The 18,230-nt window shown below is 51.9% G+C and carries 15 protein-coding genes and 1 pseudogene; 11 read left to right on the top strand and 5 right to left on the bottom strand.

Annotated elements, in window-relative coordinates; translation table 11 throughout:
* Positions 1 to 4: 4 nt before the first annotated feature.
* The 4 genes from EBA_RS12305 to ppc all read right to left on the bottom strand — a co-directional run bounded on the left by EBA_RS12305 (position 5) and on the right by ppc (position 6,890).
* Positions 5 to 1,315, bottom strand: a complete 1,311-nt coding sequence (locus EBA_RS12305) for an HlyD family secretion protein (protein ID WP_192374981.1) — start codon at positions 1,313 to 1,315, stop codon at positions 5 to 7.
* Complete coding sequence (locus EBA_RS12300) at positions 1,308 to 3,401, bottom strand: peptidase domain-containing ABC transporter (protein WP_192374980.1); 2,094 nt, start codon at positions 3,399 to 3,401, stop codon at positions 1,308 to 1,310. Before EBA_RS12300 ends, EBA_RS12305 begins: the two co-directional genes overlap by 8 nt.
* 21 nt (positions 3,402 to 3,422) lie before the next feature.
* Positions 3,423 to 3,863 carry a hypothetical protein gene (locus tag EBA_RS12295; RefSeq protein ID WP_192374979.1) on the bottom strand — a complete coding sequence of 147 codons (441 nt, stop codon included), beginning with the start codon at positions 3,861 to 3,863 and terminating at the stop codon, positions 3,423 to 3,425.
* Positions 3,864 to 3,968: 105 nt separating this feature from the next.
* On the bottom strand, positions 3,969 to 6,890 hold the full coding sequence (ppc, locus tag EBA_RS12290) for a phosphoenolpyruvate carboxylase (protein WP_223146675.1): 2,922 nt from the start codon (positions 6,888 to 6,890) through the stop codon (positions 3,969 to 3,971).
* A 113-nt stretch (positions 6,891 to 7,003) separates the two neighbouring features.
* Here ppc and nhaR point away from each other — a divergent pair, with 113 nt between their 5' ends.
* The 5 genes and pseudogenes from nhaR to EBA_RS12265 all read left to right on the top strand — a co-directional run.
* Entirely contained in the window at positions 7,004 to 7,906 is a 903-nt protein-coding gene (nhaR, locus tag EBA_RS12285) for a transcriptional activator NhaR (protein WP_192374978.1), read from the top strand.
* Positions 7,907 to 8,175: 269 nt separating this feature from the next.
* Complete coding sequence (locus EBA_RS12280) at positions 8,176 to 8,754, top strand: class I SAM-dependent methyltransferase (RefSeq protein WP_225616218.1); 579 nt, start codon at positions 8,176 to 8,178, stop codon at positions 8,752 to 8,754.
* A 459-nt stretch (positions 8,755 to 9,213) separates the two neighbouring features.
* Positions 9,214 to 9,456, top strand: a complete 243-nt coding sequence (locus tag EBA_RS12275) for a hypothetical protein (RefSeq protein WP_192374977.1) — start codon at positions 9,214 to 9,216, stop codon at positions 9,454 to 9,456.
* Position 9,457: 1 nt separating this feature from the next.
* Positions 9,458 to 10,642, top strand: coding sequence for an NAD(P)H-dependent oxidoreductase (locus EBA_RS12270; protein WP_225616215.1), 1,185 nt, complete (start codon positions 9,458 to 9,460; stop codon positions 10,640 to 10,642).
* A gap of 238 nt (positions 10,643 to 10,880) precedes the next feature.
* Positions 10,881 to 11,123, top strand: a pseudogene (locus EBA_RS12265) (thioesterase); the annotation flags it as partial.
* 181 nt (positions 11,124 to 11,304) lie between these two features.
* Here the strand turns inward: EBA_RS12265 and ispG are convergent.
* Positions 11,305 to 12,525 (bottom strand): flavodoxin-dependent (E)-4-hydroxy-3-methylbut-2-enyl-diphosphate synthase, encoded by a 1,221-nt coding sequence (gene ispG, locus EBA_RS12260; RefSeq protein ID WP_192374976.1) that lies wholly within the window; start codon positions 12,523 to 12,525, stop codon positions 11,305 to 11,307.
* Positions 12,526 to 12,626: 101 nt separating this feature from the next.
* Between ispG and EBA_RS12255 the strand changes: the two genes are divergently transcribed.
* The 6 genes from EBA_RS12255 to nqrE all read left to right on the top strand — a co-directional run bounded on the left by EBA_RS12255 (position 12,627) and on the right by nqrE (position 18,229).
* Positions 12,627 to 13,355, top strand: a complete 729-nt coding sequence (locus EBA_RS12255; protein WP_192374975.1) for a metallophosphoesterase — start codon at positions 12,627 to 12,629, stop codon at positions 13,353 to 13,355.
* 186 nt (positions 13,356 to 13,541) lie between these two features.
* Positions 13,542 to 14,888, top strand: a complete 1,347-nt coding sequence (locus tag EBA_RS12250) for a Na(+)-translocating NADH-quinone reductase subunit A (RefSeq protein WP_192374974.1) — start codon at positions 13,542 to 13,544, stop codon at positions 14,886 to 14,888.
* A complete protein-coding gene (locus EBA_RS12245) occupies positions 14,888 to 16,087 on the top strand; it encodes an NADH:ubiquinone reductase (Na(+)-transporting) subunit B (RefSeq protein WP_192374973.1) in 1,200 nt (399 codons plus the stop codon). Before EBA_RS12250 ends, EBA_RS12245 begins: the two co-directional genes overlap by 1 nt.
* Positions 16,080 to 16,943, top strand: a complete 864-nt coding sequence (locus tag EBA_RS12240) for a Na(+)-translocating NADH-quinone reductase subunit C (RefSeq protein ID WP_192374972.1) — start codon at positions 16,080 to 16,082, stop codon at positions 16,941 to 16,943. Before EBA_RS12245 ends, EBA_RS12240 begins: the two co-directional genes overlap by 8 nt.
* A 9-nt stretch (positions 16,944 to 16,952) precedes the next feature.
* On the top strand, positions 16,953 to 17,621 hold the full coding sequence (locus tag EBA_RS12235; protein WP_192374971.1) for an NADH:ubiquinone reductase (Na(+)-transporting) subunit D: 669 nt from the start codon (positions 16,953 to 16,955) through the stop codon (positions 17,619 to 17,621).
* Entirely contained in the window at positions 17,621 to 18,229 is a 609-nt protein-coding gene (gene nqrE, locus EBA_RS12230) for an NADH:ubiquinone reductase (Na(+)-transporting) subunit E (protein ID WP_192374970.1), read from the top strand. The genes EBA_RS12235 and nqrE overlap by 1 nt, the downstream gene beginning before the upstream one ends.
* The last annotated feature ends 1 nt before the right edge of the window (position 18,230 follow it).

Raw genomic sequence — 18,230 nt, 5'->3', positions numbered from 1 at the left:
GCGCTTATTTCAGTTTTTGCCTGACCAAATCGGTCGCCGGTGCTTCCATAGTCATTTGCGGCGGAAAGGCATTCAGTTGCCGCCACAGTTCGTAAGCCATCGTTACTCGGTTCAACAACACCCAGCCTTTGACACGCACGCCTTGGCGAGCGAAGCGTTCTGTCGGCCAGGGGCGGTCGTTGGGGTCGGGCACGATCAGTACCCGGAATTTACCCTTGCCGTCGTCGGTAGAGTCCACGAAGGCTACCAAGCCGCCGAAGGTGCCGACCGCCACTTCCGGCCAGCCGGCGAATTGCAAGGCAGGCCAGCCTTCGAATTGCAGACGCGCATGCCGGCCTGGGGTGATTAATACGGCATCGTTGCCGTCGACCCACAGTTCCACGGCTTTCACATCCATATCCGGCACCAATACAAGCAAGGGCTCGCCCTGTCTGACAATGTCGCTCTGCGGATTGGCCAGCAGCCTAAGAATGCTGCTGTCGCGTGGCGCTCTGATTTGTTGGGATTGTTGGCGTGACACATCCACTTCGCTTTTTAACAGGCTGCTGCGGCTGTCTTCCAGTTCGCTTTGAGTTTTGTTGGCCGAGGCCGTCGCCGAGTCGATACGCGCCTGGGCATCGGCGCGAATTCGGCCGATTTCCGCTTCGGCGGCGCGTTGTTCGGCCAAGGCGCCTTCCAGGCTGGCTTGCGCGCTGTTCAGACTGCGTTGCGCGACGATACCGTCGCGCTGAGCAACTTCGTAATCGCGTTGCGATACCAAGCCGTCGCCTATCAAGCGTTGCAGGCGCTGGGTTTGCACGCTGGCCGTTTCCAGCGTGGCACGGGCGGAGGCAATGGCTTCACTGGCGGAGCGCGCGCGTTGCCGTGCGACATCCAGCCGGTATTGCGCGGTAGCTACTTGTAAATCGCGGGTAGCAATCAAATTGTCGATTTGCAGGCGATACGCCTGCAGTTCGTCTTCTTTAGCCGCCAATTTTGCGGCGGCCGCCGCCCTTTGCTGCTGCAAGCGTGCCAGCAATTCCGGATCGACATCGGTAATTTCCATCAGCAAATCGCCGGCCTTCACTTTGGCGCCTTCTTTAGCATGCCAACTGACGATACGGCCGGAAACCGGGGCATCCAAGTTTTGTTGGCGTTCCAGTGGTGCAAACGCGGACACTCGGCCGTTACCGTTGATGTTTTGTTGCCAAGGTGTCATTAGCAGGGCTGGAGGTGTCAACAGAAATAGCCAGACGCAAGCGCGCGCTAAACTGCTGACTAGACGAGGGGTGTGAGCTGCCGATAGCGCCGACAGCCTAATCTGTAAATCAGTCATGGGCGGCTCCCGGCAAAGTGATCTCGCGCCCGCAAAGTGCGGCTAATTCTTTCGATCCTGTTAGTAGCAGTAACGTCCAGGGCGCGTCAGCGGCCAACAGTATTGATGCCAACTGCTGCTGTAATCCGCTATCCAAGCCATCGAGTATGCCATCCACGATCAACAAGGCAGGGTTGGCGATGATGGCTCTGGCCAGCATAACTTGTATGGCTTGGCTATGGGCAAGTGGGGAGCCGCCGGGACTCATGACGGTATCCAAATCCAAGTCGGTCAAGCCGACTTTGGCCAAGGCCCGCTGGACATCGGCAACGCTCAGGTTCGCATCGCCAAGCCTGACATTTTCCAGCAGGCTATCGTGAAAAGTCTCCAGTCGGCTGACTACTGCGATGTTCTGCCGCAAGGTACTCAAGCGAAGGTCTTCGAGTGCCTGGCCGTTGATTTGTATTTGGCCGGCTTGTGCTTGCCGCGTCCCGCTGATTAGCGAGACCAACGCGGTTTTACCGCTACCGGGGCCGCCGAAAATCGCGACTTTTTCGCCGGGTTGAATTTGCATCGCAAAACCCGAGAATAATGGCCGTTGAACACCGAAGCCGAATTTTAAGTCGCTGACTGTCAGCGACGCCGGACCGTTAAATTCTGCGTCTACTTCTGCTGACTCTTCCAAGGGCAAATCCAGCAAATGGCCGATCTTGTCCGTGCCGGCCATCAAATCGTAAAAGCCTTCCAGATGTTTGCCGAATTTGATCAAGGCCAGTAAAGCTGACGAGACGATCAGTTCCGCCGCCACCAATTGCCCCAAAGTTAAATGGCCGTCTATGACCAAGTAGCCACCGATAGCCAACAAGGCCGTGCTGGCGATGGCATACAGCGCTACTGAGGCGATGACTTGGCCCAGCAGCACGCGGTAATGCTGGCGTTTGGCGGTTAAATAGTCCAGCGACAGACGGTCGGTACGGTTGGCGGCCATCAGCGCACCGTTACCGAATTTAAAAGTTTGAATATTCCCGGCAACGCTTTCCAGCCAGGCGACCAAGGCATATTTGCTGATCGATTCCTGAATTGCCGTGGTGACCGCGCCGCGGCCCAATAAAAATACGATGGCAGTGATAGACAATAGCAACACCACATCGAAGGCCAGCAGGAAGGGGTGATAGAAGGCCAGCATGATTAGGCCGACGCAGGTTTGTACTACGGTACTCAAGCCGTCCAAGAGCAACGCAGAACCGGCTTTCTGCAAGGTCAATACATCGAAAAAGCGATTGACCAGTTCCGCGCCGTTTTGACTATCGTAGGCATCGCTGCGCACCCTGGGCAAGCGATAGGCCAGGTCGGCGGCCAGGCGCACGAAAATTCGCCGCTGCACGATTTCCACCAGATAAGATTCCAACACATAGACCGCGCCGCCGAAGCTTAGAAAGAAAAACAGTATGGTGGCCAATACGATTAAAGGCTGGCCCATGCCGCCCATCGCCACGGTATTAACCAGCGCTTGCACCGCCACCGGCGAAGCCAGCGCTAGCAATCCGGAGCCCAAAGCCAAGCCCAACAATAGCCAGAGATCGTGGCGATCAGCGCGTAACAGCTCCAGCAAGCGGCTAAATGGCGGCATGTGCGCATGGTGGTCTTGACTGACGGCATTCTCCAGTGGCGCCTGGGCTTGTACTAACAGCCACTTGCTGATGCCGGCATCGCTTCGGCCCAACAGTGCGGCGATGTCTGCCGGTTTGACGTGGCGCTCTTCGATAACCTCGCCCTGCGCAAGGGCCACTCTGACTTTGCCGCCGCGAAATCCGCACAATACCAGCCAGCCGCAGCCATCGGAGAGGCTGGTTAGCAGCGGCGTGTGCGGGGCTGAGGCGTTGGCCGCGGCAATGGGCGTAAGCAGCGCGCTCTCCATATTTAAACCCAAATGGTCACCGATGCTGCTCAGCGCTGCCTGGCTGTCGTCGCTGGCTGACTCCAGCAAACGCTCTCGGATTCCTTTGGCTTGACTGGGGATTTCCAGCAGGTCGAATAAGAATCCCAGCAAGGTTTGCGTTGACTGTTTTCGGTGCGGGTGTTCCTTGTTTCCAGCAGTGGTGCTCATACGTAACGAAATCCTATCGGTTTAAACGAATAACAGCATGGTCTTGCCGAGTATGCTCAGCAAAAGCGTCAGCTTAAGGGTTGCAAGTAATTTGGCCGGGCCGGCTTTTTCACACCAGTTCTGCCAAGCAGCTTCGCATGCTCGCACGATCACTAGATAAGCTTTATATGACAAGCGCCAAACCATAGTACCGAGCACACTCAGACCGGTCCAAAATACAATGAACTCGGCTTGACGCGGCGTTACCCCAAACACATGTTCCAAAAAATGCTCGAACAACATCTCGACCACCTCAATGGCCAGGTGCAGAATGTGCCATAGAAAGGGTAGCAAGGTGTCGCCAAATTTATACAAAAATATCAGGGTCAAGATTGCCATAGCAGGCTTGTTTTCAAACAGCCAGCGCCCCGTGTTGATGATGATTACTCTAAGCCAGTGTGCCAATGCGTAGGCGTTTTGCATGGTTCTCCTCCCTTTAGAGTCTGCCGAAAAGCCCTTTCCCCCTTTCAGGGGGGCGTCCTTCAACCAGTTCAGGACGGCCGGTATTTCAGGGCCGGGCCAATAACATCAACCGGTATTGCGCATGCCTGCGGCAATCGCGTTGATACTGCGCAATAGGGGTTTCATCCACGGACTTTCCGCAGCATTCTCTGCATTAATCTCCCGTAGCCGGCGTATCAAAAATACCTGCAGATAGTTCAGTGGCCCCAGATAGGCATCGCGGCGCTGCAAGGACGCTGCCAATGCCGGATTTTCGGCGAGCAAGTGGTCGGCGTTGGCTATTTCCAATATCCACTCCACGCAGCGCTGATGTTCGCCAGCTATCAGATTGTAAACACGTTTGCCGGTTTCCGGATCGTTACACAATTGCGCGTATTCGCGGGCGATGTTCATGTCCGACTTGCTCAGCGCCATTTGCGCGTTACTGAGCAAGTTGCGGAAAAACGGCCAGTCGCGATACATCCGCCGCAGTGTTTCCAGGCGTTCAGGTTTGCCGGCGCACCAGCTTGCCAAACTGAAACCGATGCCGTACCAAGCTGGAAAAGTCTGCCGCGACTGTGCCCAGGCGAATACCCAGGCTATCGCCCGCACCGAGTTTTTCGAGCGATCCAGTTTTTTGCGATGCGAAGGCCGCGAGCCGATGTTCAAGCCGCCGATCTCGCCCACTGGGGTAGCTTCGTAAAAATAGTCTAAAAAACCGGGCGTGCGTTCGGTTAATTCTCGGTAACTTTGTTCGCCGATCCGTGCCAATTCGTCCATCACCGCCAAGTCTTCCGGCCGATCCAACGGGATGGCTTGCACCAGGCTGACGCTGGCTTTTAGCAAGCCGGTAACGCCCATGGTCAATTCGTAGACCGCTGTTTCCATATTGTTATACCGATAAAACAACACTTCCCCTTGCTCGGTAAATTTGATCTGGCCGCGCACGGTATCCGGCGGCTGGGCCAGAATCGCTTCGTGCGTCGGGCCGCCGCCGCGACCAACGGTGCCGCCGCGGCCATGGAATAAGCGGCATTTCAAACCGTAACGCTCGCTGATCGCAATAATTTGTCGTTGCGCGCGCGACAAGCCCCAGGCCGACGCCAAGATGCCGCCGTCCTTGCAGGAATCGGAATAACCCAGCATGATTTCCTGACGGTCGCCGCTGACCCGCAACAATTCCCGATAGCAGGCGGTATCGAACAATTGCGTCAACACGTCGGAAACGCGGTTTAAGTCGTCTATGGTTTCGAACAAAGGGCTGACGCCGATATGGCAATGCCAATGTCCGCTGATTCTGCCGACCAAGCCGGTTTGTGCCGCCAGCAGCAAGACTTCCAAGACGTGGCTGGCCGAGTGGGTCATGGAAATCACGTATTTGCCAAAGCAATTCGGGCCTATTTCCCGGCGCATTTTCGCCATCACCGTAAACAACTCCAGCGTCTCGCGGTTGGCCGGCGTCAGCGCGGTGGCGTCAAACATCAAGCCACCCGGTGCGGCGATAGCCTCGGCTAATAATGCCATGCGTTGTGCTTCGTCTAGCGCCAGATAGTCAATGTTCAGCGCCGCCTTTAGAATCTCCGCGACTGTCTCGCTGTGGCGGGTCGATTCCTGCCGGACATCGAGTTGCATCAAGTGAAAGTCAAACACCTCGGTCAACCGCATCAGATCGGCTAGTTCCAGCTCCGCAATATTGGCGTCACCGTGGCTGCGCAAGGACGCATCGATCAAGCGCAGATCGAGTAAAAACTCGGCCACGCTGGCATACGCAAGGCGATTGGCTTGTTCCGGTTGGCCCTGCAGTTGTTGTTGCACGTGCTGTAAGGTAGATTGCATGCGATATTTCATTAATATCAGTTTGTGCCGGTAAGGTTCCTGTAAATAGGGCTTTTCCAAGTCTGTGACGACCGCGCCCAGCATGGCGCGGTCGGCGTGCAGGCTGTCGATAAATTCCGGCGTCAAGTCACAAAGTCCATAAGAATGCGACAACTGGCCGCGCAATTGATCCAGGCGGGCGAGATATTCCTGCATGATGGTTTGTGCCTGCATACGCAAGGCAAGCTCGGTGGTTTCCGGCTTCACATTCGGATTGCCGTCGCGGTCGCCGCCTATCCACGAACCAAAGCGCAGGAAGCTGGGGATGCGGATTTGGCTAGCCAAATCGCTGCCGAACACATCGCTAAGCGCACGTTGCAAGTTACGGTAAACCAAGGTGGTGGCCTGAAACAGCGACAGCGAAAAATAAAACAGGCCCGCATCGATTTCGTCGGCTACGCCCAGTTTACGGGCGCGCACTTCGTCGGTTTTTAACAGCAATTGAATCTGTGCTTGCAATTTGTCCAAGGCTTCGCTGCGCTGTTGGCTGCGTAAGCGCGGATCGTCCAAGGCTTCCTGGCTGAGGAACACGTTGCGCAAGGCGCTTTTTACCGTGCGGCGTTTGGCTTCGGTGGGATGAGCGGTCATCACCGGCAAATACAGCATCTCGTCCAGTAACACCTGCAATTTGTCGGCGCTGACGCCGCTGTCGCGCAATTTGATCAGCGTATCGTGAAACGAGCCGGGCCAATAACGGCCGGTCTGATTTTGTCGGCGCAAATTCAAATTGTGCGATTCTTCGGCGATATTGATCAGGCTGAAATAACCATTAAACACTCGCACCACTTCGCTTATTTCTTCCGGGTCCAGGCCATCGAGAATCTCCATGAATTGGCGGCGGCGATTGGCACCGCCTTCTCGCAGTAAGCTGGCAAACTTGCGTTGCAATTGTGCCACTGCGCCGGCGACTTCCGGTTTAGCCTGCGCAGCCAGGACTTTTGTTAATATCGAGCCAAGCAAGCGAATGGCGCTGCGCAGTTCTTTGTCGTCGCCGTGGCTGTCGAATAAGCGCTCGCTGAGAATTTGGCTGGCGCTGCTGTTATCCTGTTCGAACGTTGACTTGTCGTAATCCGCTAGTTCAGGTCCGGCATTTGGGGTCGAGTCGTCGGCGCATAGCGCCGTTAGTTTCTGCATGTTCAGTTCTCAAGATGATTTACGGTTGGCTGATAGCCTAACGCGGGATTTTGATATTGTTAAATAGAATGTTTAGAATAAATGCATCGTAAATTCCTATGGATTAAACGCTTGTGGAACGCATCAACTATCAGCATTTGTTTTATTTCTGGCATGTAGCGCGCGAAGAAAGCATTACCCGAGCCTGCGAGAAGCTGCATTTGGCGCAACCGACCATTAGCGGCCAATTAGCGGTGTTGGAACAGCAAATCGGCGAAAAACTGTTTTATAAACAAGGCCGTAAACTAGCGCTAACGGATACTGGTCGGGTGGTATTTCATTATGCGGAAGAGATATTTTCGCTGGGCAGAGAGCTAAGCAATACTTTGAAGGGGAGGCCGACGGGGCGGGCCTTGCGGCTGGTGGTCGGGGTCGCCGATGCGTTGCCGAAAATGGTGGTTTACCGCTTGATAGAACCGGCATTTCGTTTGCCGGAACCGGTGCAGATTCTGTGCTATGAGGACAAAACCGAGCGTTTGTTGAGTGAGATGGCCATGCAGGGTATGGATTTGGTGCTGTCCGATGCGCCGCTGACACCGACCAGCGGCGCCAAAGCATTTAATCATCTGCTGGGCGAATGCGGGGTTACCGTGTTCGGCGCGCCGGCATTAGCTGCGACTTATCGGCAAAATTTTCCGCGTTCCTTAAGCGGCGCGCCGTTCTTGCTGCCGACCGGCAATACCTCGTTGCGGCGCTCACTGGATCAATGGTTCGACGCCGAAAGCATTAGTCCGGTCATCCAGGCGGAGATTGAAGACAGCGCGCTAATCAAGACTTTTGGTAGCGGCGGTGCGGGTTTGTTTGTCGCGCCGAGCAATGTAGAAGCCGAAATCCACAGCCAATACGGTGTGGAAGCCATTGGCCGTATCGAATCGGTACATGAACGTGTTTATGCGATTACTATGCGTCGCAAACTCAAGCATCCGGCCGTGACCGCGATTCTGGAGAATGCGCGGGATAAGTTGTTTCCCGAATAGCACGCTGCCCGTGATGCTCTACTAATCGGCGCTAGCCGTATGGTCGCTTAGCCGATGTGTTACCCTGCGTAGATAGTTGTCCGTTTCCGGCAACTTCGCGAGCGCCTTTTCGGCCAGCATCTCCCTTTTCAATAAGCGTTGTGCCCTTCGATCAGAACCTTTCCTGATGCACAGCCTTGTGGCTGTAAACCTCAATGTCAGATTAGCGTGTCAAATTTGAGACCGTCACCGTTGCCGGTATCGATTACGTCATTCGCTCTTTAGCCGATTTGCAACAATATGCCGATCCGCACGGTGAGGCGAAATTGGCGGGAATTTCGTCCGTCAGTTGGTCGTTGTTTGGAAAAATCTGGCCGTCCGCATGGGTGCTGGCCTTGGCTATGCATAGCGTTGATTTGGTTGGGAAACGCATCCTGGAAATAGGCGCCGGTTTGGGTTTGGCCAGCTTGGTAATTCATCGCCGGGCCGGCAATATTGCGGTCGGCGACTGGCATCCCTTGAGCGAGGCTTCCCTGAACGAAAATGTGCTGTTGAATAAACTCGGGCCGCTGCAATATAAAACCGGCAATTGGGGCATCGGGAATCCGGGCTTGGGGCGCTTCGATTTGATTATCGGCAGCGATGTGCTTTACGAACGCCACAAGCCCGAGCAGTTGGCCAACTTCATCGTGCGCCACGCCGCACCAAACGCACAAGTCATTATTGTCGATCCGGACCGTGGCAATCGTGTGGGCTTTTGCCGAGAAATAACCGGCTTGGGATATCACTGTTCCAGTTGGACTGCTGAACGTATCGAGCTGACGGTAAGTTTATTTTTGTTCTTAAACGCAAGAACTCATATCACATGAGCAATCATTTTAGGGTTTTTTCCAACCTCTATTTTGCCGAACTAATACACTCGCGATTAGATTGTCCGACACCCTAAATTTCAATTCGACATCCAGCGCATCAGTATAGAGTCTTTCTTCCAGTGCAGCAGGCTTGTCTCTAGTGCCAAGGCGCCGAGAATGGCTGCGTGCTCAGGCTGTTTGTGAGCACGCTTTATGGCTTTGTTCAATACCATCGTTGAGCATCAGCACTCTCAAATGGCGCACTTGAGTATTATTAGAGCTTTGCTATATAAGGTCGATCTAATTAGCTTTGCTTTCGCCACTAATATTTTCTGGACACCAATGGCATACACAACCCTTTTTTATGGAGATCGATGAAAGCTTAAGCAAGCCAAGATTTGGGTAAACGTTTCCGTACTGACTTCGGTTTCAGTCCTGTTGGTGGGCATCGGTTTGACTTTTTGGAACCTGCGGAATATGAGCGAACTGATGTTGATGGTCGAACGCCAGGAGCTGCAAGGTTATCTGAATAATGTGACGACCCGGCTCAGCGAAGAAGCCTGGCTGGGTGAGGCCTTGAGCGCATTGGTCGCCAATTTTCCTCCCGCACAACAGGCATGCGCAGCGGGCGAAAGGGACACCCTGAAAAACCTGTTTATGCCTGCATTTCGGGGGTCTACTTTAACCGTGGGTTATAATTCTAGTACCCAATCGGCCTAAATTGACTTATTCTGCCGATATTTGGGCTGAAGCGATTGGCCGCCAGCCCAGTTTTTCCTGGCATTTGAACCGTAACGTGAAAATTTTGGCTTTATCCGGCAGCTTGCGGGCGGCTTCCATCAATTCCGCTTTGCTGCGTGTGACACGAGACTTGGCGCCGGCGGCTATCGAAGTCTGTCTGTTTACCCGGCTTGGCGACTTGCCTTTATACAATCCGGATTTGGAAAACGCGCCGCCGGCCGTCGCACAGCGATTGCGCGAGGAAGTCGCCTCGGCCGATGCCATGCTGATCGCCAGCCCGGAATATGCGCACGGCGTTTCCGGCACCATCAAAAACGCGCTGGATTGGCTGGTCGCATTCGAGGGCTTTGCCGACAAACCGGTGGCGATATTGAACGCCACGCCGCGTGCTCGTCATGCCGATGCCGCGCTCCGGGAAACCTTGATCACCATGTCGGCCACACTAATCGAAGCCGCATCGATCACCTTGTCGTTGCCGAGCGCGAACATCTCCGAAGCGGAGCTTTTGGCGATGCCGGAAATCGTTTCATTACTGACCGACGTATTAGCGAAAATCCAACGCACGGTAAAGCGGTTGCCGGACATGAAGCCTTTCCTGGGCAGCAGTCTTTATATCGACAGCCAACATCCGGCAATCGTCGCCCAAGCTGCGAAGTTGGCGGAGGGTTGCGCCGATGAGGAAGCAATCGCCAAACGCTGTTTCGAATTCGTCCGCGACGAAATCAAGCATAGCTGGGACTACCGGCTGACCCCCGTGACCTGCAAAGCCTCCGAGGTGTTGATCCACGGTACCGGCTACTGTTACGCCAAAAGCCATTTGCTGGCGGCTCTTTTGCGCGCCAACGCCATTCCAGCCGGACTGTGTTACCAGCGGCTGACGTTAGACGGCAACCAGCCGCCTTATTGCCTGCACGGTTTGAACGCGGTTTATCTGGTGCAATATGGTTGGTACCGAGTCGATGCGCGCGGCAATAAGCCCGGTGTGGCAGCGGATTTTTGCCCGCCGCTGGAAAAATTAGCGTTTTCGATTGTGAATCCCTTGGAGCAAGATTTACCCGACATCCATGCGGAACCTCTAACGGCAGTCATTAAAGCCTTAACCGAACACCAAACCGTCGAGCAGGTGTATGAGCACTTGCCGGACGTCGAAGAAACCAGCGAATAAACCCAGAGTGGTCAACACTATGAAAAGTATTTGCGTGTAGTGCGGCTCCAATCTCGGCCGGCAAGCAGCCTATTTCGACGCTGAACATTTATCTGAAAGAACCAAGCATGGACGTTTCCCAATTACCCTTTAATCAAATGATAGGTTAGAGCTAGCCAAGCCGGATAGCGGCTTTTTAGTTTGCTTACCGGAAAGCCCTCAATACGCCAATCATCTCGGCACCGTCCACGGCAGCGCCTTATTGTCGGTTGCCGCAGCGGGTTCCGGTGCGTTTCTTTCACAGCAGTTTTCCGATATTTCCGGCATTGTTCCTGTGGTCAGAAAGCTTGATGCCAAGTTTCGCAAGCCGGCATTGGGGCCGGTGTCGGCCAGATGCAATGTTCCCGTAGAAGAGACTGAACGCTGGTCTACTGAGCTGGCGTTGCGAGGGCGGGTAGTGGCCGTGGACGAAAGCGGTATTATTTATTGTGCCGCTTTTTGATTGCAGGCTGTCACGTTTATTTGCCTATTCTTGTCCTTTCAAATTTATCTTATTTGCAGTCTAGGAGATTGGCAGTAATTTTCTCAAGCCTGCCAAGTACTAATGTCGGTCAGTGATAGAGTCTGGGTAGTTGATATAAAAAAAGGCGGCTTTTAGCCACCTTCTTTGTGCTGTAACGTTTTTACTGTGCGCTGTAATGTGATTCGATATAACGCTCGACCAGTTCCTGGAACTCTTCAGCAATATGGTCGCCTTTGAGGGTGACGGTTTTGAAGCCGTCTTCAAATACCGGCGCAACAGGCGATTCACCCGTGCCGGGTAGGCTGATGCCGATGTTGGCGTTTTTGCTTTCGCCGGGGCCGTTCACTACGCAGCCCATCACCGCGACTTTCATGTCTTCCACGCCTTTGTATTTATCTTTCCAGATGGGCATTTGATCGCGTAAATAGCCTTGAATGTCTTGCGCCAGGCGTTGGAAATAATCGCTGGTGGTGCGGCCGCAACCGGGGCAGGCCACTACCATGGGGGTAAAAGAGCGGAAGTTCATGGTTTGCAGGATTTCCTGAGCCACGATCACTTCTTTGGTGCGTGCTGCGCCGGGTTCTGGCGTTAGTGATACGCGGATGGTGTCGCCTATGCCTTGTTGCATCAACACGCCAAGCGCAGCCGATGATGCGACGATGCCTTTGGAGCCCATGCCGGCTTCGGTAAGACCTAAGTGCAGGGCGTAATCGCAACGGCTGGACAGGTCTTGATAAATGCTGATCAACTCTTGAACATCGCTGATTTTGCACGATAGGATAATTTTGTCTTTGCCCAGTCCCAGTTCCTGGGCTTTTGCCGCGCTTTCCAGGGCGGAGAGTACGATGGCTTCTCGGGTGATCAGGGGCAATTCCTTCGGTTGCGCCAATTGTCTGTTCTCGTCGAGCAAGCGGGTTAGTACGGCTTGATCCAGACTTCCGCCGTTGACACCGATGCGCACGGGTTTGTTATATTGGATCGCAAACTCTATCATCTGCTGAAATTGCGGGTCCCGCGCCTTGCCTTTGCCAACATTGCCGGGGTTGATGCGGTATTTGGAAAGTGCTTGCGCGCAATCCGGATATTTTTCCAGTAACTTGTGGCCGTTGAAATGGAAGTCGCCGATAATGGGTACCGAAAAGCCTTTTTGTGCCAGCTGGTTGACGATTTCCGGTACGGCTTGCGCGGCTTCTTCACGGTCGACCGTGATGCGGACCATTTCCGAGCCGGCTGTCGCTAATTCCATAATCTGTTGAACGCTTCCTGCAACATCAGCTGTATCGGTGTTAGTCATGGATTGAACTACAATCGGAGCTTCACCGCCGATTTTTACGTTTCCTACCAAAACCTGTTGGGTGTGTTTTCTGGGGCTAATCGACATAGAGTTGTTGTGTGCAAAAAATCAAAGTTATCTAAAAAATACCAAGTAAATCACTTAGTATTAAATTATACCTCCTTAGTTATGAGACGAAAGAGCAAATTGTGCGGATAAATTACTTTTCTGATGTGCATTTAGAATTTGGCGAGCAGAGTTTGCCGGAAACCAATGCGGATATAGTCGTGGCGGCGGGTGATATTGGGATTTTCAAGCAAGGCGTCGAGTGGTTGAAGTCTATTGATAAGCCGGTGATTTACGTGGCCGGTAATCATGAGTTTTATGGTTACGAATATCAACAGACCATCAATATGCTGCGCAATGAATGCGCGGGCAGTCAAATTCAGTTTTTGGAAAAAGATCAGTTTATTTTCCAGGGTGTGCGTTTTTTAGGATGCACCTTGTGGACCAATTTATTTATCGAAGGTACTGAAAAGGCCGAAGTACTGGGTAAAACCTTGAACGATTTTCGCAAGGTGTCGTTTGCAGGCCAAGCTTTCGAACCTAAGCACTTCACTGAATTGCATCGTGAATCGAAATTCTGGCTGGAACAACAACTTGCATCACCTTTTGCCGGCAGGACCATAGTGGTTACGCATCATGCGCCCACGGAATGGAGTTGGATTGATTCACCTAATGTACTTAAAAAGCTGGCGTATTGTAACGACTTAAAGTCTTTGTTTCACGAGCATGAAATCGCCGCCTGGTTCCACGGTCATGTACATAATTTGGGCGATTACCGGATAGCCGATGCGCGCATTTTAAGCAATACCCGCGGGTATGTCGGGCGCAAGTATGTCAGCGGTTTCGATATAAATAAAGTAGTTGAAATTTGAGAGGCATTCCCACTTACGCCGGGCGTTATGGGGCGGGTTCTCGGCCTGCGAACCTAAGGATTTTCCGTTGAGAAAGCCGATAACTTGTGATGTAATGAACACGTTTTGTCTTGAAGTGCCCTTTGAGTTCGGTGTTTCTCAATGGGCTTTTTGCTGCAACTAGTCTGGGGAGCAGGCGTATTAACTATGCAATTTAATATAAAGAAAGGTTTGGATTTGCCTATAACAGGCGGCCCCGAACAAAAGATAAGCGATGGTAACAGCATCAAATCGGTCGCCCTGTTGGGTGCTGATTATATTGATCTGAAACCGAAAATGATGGTTGCCGAAGGGGATAAGGTCAAATTAGGACAGGCGCTTTTTTCCGACAAAAAAAATCCAGGTGTTAACTTTACCTCGCCCGGCGCAGGTGTAGTTAAAGCTATTAATCGCGGTGACAAACGGGCGTTGTTATCCGTGGTCATCGAATTGCAGGGTAATCAGCAAGAGTCTTTCACCAAGTACGGCGAAGCCGAGCTAGGCAACTTGACTCAAGAACAAGTCAAGGAAAGCTTGCTGGCATCGGGATTGTGGACTGCGTTCCTGACTCGTCCTTACGGCAAAATCCCAGCGGTTGATTCCGCCCCTAGTTCGATTTTTGTCACAGCGATAGATACTCGTCCGCTGGCGGCCGATCCAGCTGTCATTATCAAAGAACGCGCCGCCGACTTTGCTAATGGCTTGACTGTGATCTCCAAGTTGACAAGCGGTAAAACCTATCTTTGCAAGGCTGCAAGTACCGATGTGGTGGCCAACCAAGCGGTTCAAGTTGCCGAGTTTTCCGGTCCGCATCCAGCAGGATTGCCGAGTACCCACATCCATTTTATTGATCCGGTCAATATCCATAAATTTGTTTGGCATATCGATTATCAAGCGGTGATTGCTATCGGCGCGTTGTTTACCACCGGTAAACTGAATGTTGAGCGTGTGGTTTCTTTGGCTGGCCCAACCGTAAAAAATCCTAGATTGGTGCGCACACGAGTGGGCGCGAACTTGGATGAGTTGGTCGCTGGAGAATTGCAAGATGTTGAAAGCCGCGTGATTTCAGGTTCTGTTTTGTATGGCCATGAAGCAGCTGGATCTGCCGCATTTTTGAGTGTTTACAGTTTGCAGGTCTCGGCGATTAGAGAAGGTCGTGAGCGGGAATTCTTCGGTTGGATCGTGCCTGGCAAAGACAAGTATTCGGCTTTGAATGTCTACGTCTCCAGCAAAGATCGCAAAGATAATCGCCTGTTTCCGTTGACCACAGACAAGAATGGTAGCAACCGCGCCATAGTGCCTGTCGGCGTCTACGAGTCGGTTATGCCATTGGATATTTTGGCGACACCTTTATTGAAAGCGATCGTAGTCGGCGACACCGATACTGCCCAAGCTTTGGGCTGTCTGGAATTGAGTGAGGAAGACGTGTCCTTGTTCACTTTCGTCGATCCCGGTAAACACGACTTCGCGCCTGTGCTAAGAGCAAATTTAAATAAAATAGAGAAGGAAGGATAATGTCGGCTAGAGACTTATTAGATAGCATAGAGCCGCATTTTACAAAGGGCGGCAAATTCCAGAAGTATTATGGCCTGTATGAGATGGTCGATACTTTCATCTATACGCCATCCGATGTAACACGCGGTAAAACCCATGTTCGTGACGGTAATGACCTAAAACGGACCATGACTTTCGTGGTTATCGCCACAGCGTTTTGTATATTGATGGCCTGGTACAACACCGGTTATCAAGCCAATCTGGCTATGAAAGGCATGGGTTTGGAAGAGACTAATGGCTGGCGCAGTCTGATCATGGGCTTGTTTGGCTATAATCCCTACAATCCGTTTTCCTGCCTAGTGCATGGTATGTTGTATTTCTTCCCGATTTACATCACGACCTTAGCGGTCGGCGGTATTTGGGAAGTGTTGTTTGCTACCGTACGTAAGCACGAAGTCAACGAAGGCTTTTTGGTGTCTTCGATGCTGTATACCTTGATCCTGCCGCCTGACATACCTTTATGGCAAGTGGCGTTGGGTATCTCATTCGGTATCGTTCTAGGTAAAGAAGTGTTCGGTGGTACCGGCAAAAACTTCTTGAATCCTGCGCTTACCGGTCGTGCATTCCTGTTCTTCGCTTATCCGGCGTCAATTTCCGGCGATGCGGTCTGGGTTGCAGTGGATGGTTATAGCGGTGCTACAGCATTGTCCCTGGCTTCCGCAGGCGGCCTGGAAGCGATCAAAGAAAGCTTTAGCTGGATACAGGCATTTCTAGGTTTCATTCCTGGTTCCATGGGCGAAACATCGACTTTGGCTTGTCTGTTGGGTGCGGCTTTCCTGCTTTATACCCGCGTCGCTTCTTACCGCATTATGGGTGGCGTATTGATCGGCATGATCGCCATGTCTACTTTGCTGAATATTATCGGCAGCAACACGAATCCCATGTTTGCGATACCTTGGTATTGGCATATGGTTGTAGGCGGTTTTGCTTTTGGCACCGTGTTTATGGCAACCGATCCTGTATCTGCTGCTGTCACCGACACCGGTCGCTGGATTTACGGTGTGATGATCGGTGTGATGATTATCATCATTCGGGTGATTAACCCGGCTTTCCCCGAAGGTGTGATGCTTGCCATTCTTTTCTCAAACATGTTTGCACCATTGATTGATTACTTTGTTGTTCAAGCAAATATTAGAAGAAGGATCAAACGCCATGCTTAATGCCGAGAAAAAAACCTGCAAGTATAACGAGCAACTCTGCAAGTACTACGAACAGTTCAGAGTTTATGCCGATAGAATCCTGGCCCTAAGCAACGACAGCCTGGAAAAAACCGTTAACGTAGCCTTGGCCCTATGCTTGGTGTGCGCGGTATTGGTCTCTCTCGCGACTGTAGCCTTGCGTCCTTTGCAAGGCTACAACAAAGCCCTGGACATGAAGAAAAACATTCTTGATGTGGCTGGCTTGTTGGAAGAGGGCACGGATATCGACCAAGCCTTTGCCGATCGAATCGAAAGCAAGATTGTCGATCTGAAAACGGGCGATTACGTAGACAATATCAACGTCGACGAATACGACCAGCGTAAGGCAGCTAAAGATCCAGCGCAGAACGAATTGATTCCGGTCGAGAAAGATATTGCCAGCATTCGCCAAAAGGCCAAATACACCAAGGTGTTTTTGGTCAAAAAAGGCGATCAGTTGCAATCCATCATTCTGCCAATCAACGGTTATGGTTTGTGGTCTACCATGTACGGCTTTCTGGCTTTAGAGTCAGATGCACAAACCGTACAAAGCATTAATCTCTATGACCAAGGTGAAACACCGGGTCTGGGTGGTGAGGTGGTTAATCCTAATTGGCGCGCGTTGTGGAAAGGCAAAAAAGTCTATTCCGACAAAGGTGAAGTGGCTTTGACTTTGGTGAAAGGTGGTGTTGATTCCAGTCGTCCTGATTCAGTTTATAAAGTTGACGGTTTGGCCGGTGCGACACTGACCAGTCGGGGTGTCAGCAACCTGATCCAATACTGGATGGGCACGGAAGGTTTCGCTACTTATCTAAACAAGATTAGAACAAACGGTTAGGGCAGAACAATGGATAAAGAAACTAAAAAAGTATTATTCGAACCGTTGGTCGATAACAACCCTATCACCTTGCAGGTGCTCGGGGTTTGTTCGGCGCTGGCGGTAACTTCGCAAATGTCAACTTCGTTGATCATGGCTCTGGCCCTGACTTCGGTGACGGCATGTTCGAGTGCTGCTATCAGCGCTGTGCGTCAACACACGCCAAGTAGCATTCGTATTATTGTGCAGATGATCATCATTGCTTCACTGGTTATTGTGGTCGATCAATTGCTAAAAGCCTTCGCGTTTGATGTAAGCAAAAAGCTGTCGGTATTCGTTGGTTTGATCATCACCAACTGTATCGTGATGGGCCGTGCTGAAGCGTATGCAATGAAAAATCCGCCTATGCAAAGCTTTGTGGACGGTATCGGCAACGGTCTCGGTTACAGTCTGATTTTGATCATAGTAGCGCTGTTCAGAGAAACGCTTGGCTCAGGTAAGTTACTCGGCTTCGACGTATTGCCCTTAGTCAAAGATGGCGGTTGGTATGTGCCTAACGGCATGATGTTGCTGCCGCCTAGCGCATTTTTCATCATCGGCTTGATTATCTGGGCTTTCCGTACTTGGAAGCCTAAGCAGGTTGAACATAACGAGTTCAAAATTATGTCGATTGCTCACGGTGAAGGAGGGCACCACTAATGGAAGCTTATATCAGTCTATTTGTTAAAGCGGTTTTCATCGAAAACCTGGCGTTATCTTTCTTCCTGGGCATGTGTACCTTCTTGGCGGTTTCCAAGAAGATCTCCACTGCAATGGGCTTGGGTATCGCGGTGATGGTGGTGCAAACCCTGACCGTACCGGCGAATCAATTTATCTATCAAACCTTGTTGAAAGAAGATGCATTGGCCTGGATCGGTATTACCGGTGTCGACTTGAGCTTTTTAAGCTTGTTGAGTTGTATCGGCATGATCGCTGCGATCGTGCAGATTCTGGAAATGATTTTGGATAAATTCTTTCCGGCTCTGTATCAAGCCTTGGGTATTTTCCTGCCGTTGATTACCGTGAACTGCGCGATTCTGGCCGGTAGTTTGTTCATGATCGAACGCGACTACAATTTCGGCGAAAGCGTGGTATACGGTATTGGTAGTGGTTTCGGTTGGGCTCTGGCGATTACCGTCATGGCCGGTGTGCGTGAGAAATTGAAATACAGCGATATACCTGCTGCATTGCAAGGTCTGGGCATCACTTTTATCACCGCTGGCTTGATGTCTCTGGGCTTCATGGCTTTTTCTGGAATTCAATTATAAG

The organism is Methylomonas albis (assembly GCF_014850955.1).
Lineage (GTDB): Bacteria > Pseudomonadota > Gammaproteobacteria > Methylococcales > Methylomonadaceae > Methylomonas > Methylomonas albis.
This window is presented reverse-complemented; position numbering and strand designations above follow the sequence as displayed.

Excerpts from the sequence above, each read along its gene's own strand:
- EBA_RS12305 (WP_192374981.1), bottom strand. The coding sequence starts at position 1,315 with ATGACTGATTTACAGATTAGGCTGTCGGCGCTATCGGCAGCTCACACC.
- EBA_RS12300 (WP_192374980.1), bottom strand. The coding sequence starts at position 3,401 with ATGAGCACCACTGCTGGAAACAAGGAACACCCGCACCGAAAACAGTCA.
- EBA_RS12295 (WP_192374979.1), bottom strand. The coding sequence starts at position 3,863 with ATGCAAAACGCCTACGCATTGGCACACTGGCTTAGAGTAATCATCATC.
- ppc (WP_223146675.1), bottom strand. The coding sequence starts at position 6,890 with ATGCAGAAACTAACGGCGCTATGCGCCGACGACTCGACCCCAAATGCC.
- EBA_RS12275 (WP_192374977.1), top strand. The coding sequence starts at position 9,214 with ATGAGCGAACTGATGTTGATGGTCGAACGCCAGGAGCTGCAAGGTTAT.
- ispG (WP_192374976.1), bottom strand. The coding sequence starts at position 12,525 with ATGTCGATTAGCCCCAGAAAACACACCCAACAGGTTTTGGTAGGAAAC.
- EBA_RS12250 (WP_192374974.1), top strand. The coding sequence starts at position 13,542 with ATGCAATTTAATATAAAGAAAGGTTTGGATTTGCCTATAACAGGCGGC.
- EBA_RS12245 (WP_192374973.1), top strand. The coding sequence starts at position 14,888 with ATGTCGGCTAGAGACTTATTAGATAGCATAGAGCCGCATTTTACAAAG.
- EBA_RS12240 (WP_192374972.1), top strand. The coding sequence starts at position 16,080 with ATGCTTAATGCCGAGAAAAAAACCTGCAAGTATAACGAGCAACTCTGC.
- EBA_RS12235 (WP_192374971.1), top strand. The coding sequence starts at position 16,953 with ATGGATAAAGAAACTAAAAAAGTATTATTCGAACCGTTGGTCGATAAC.
- nqrE (WP_192374970.1), top strand. The coding sequence starts at position 17,621 with ATGGAAGCTTATATCAGTCTATTTGTTAAAGCGGTTTTCATCGAAAAC.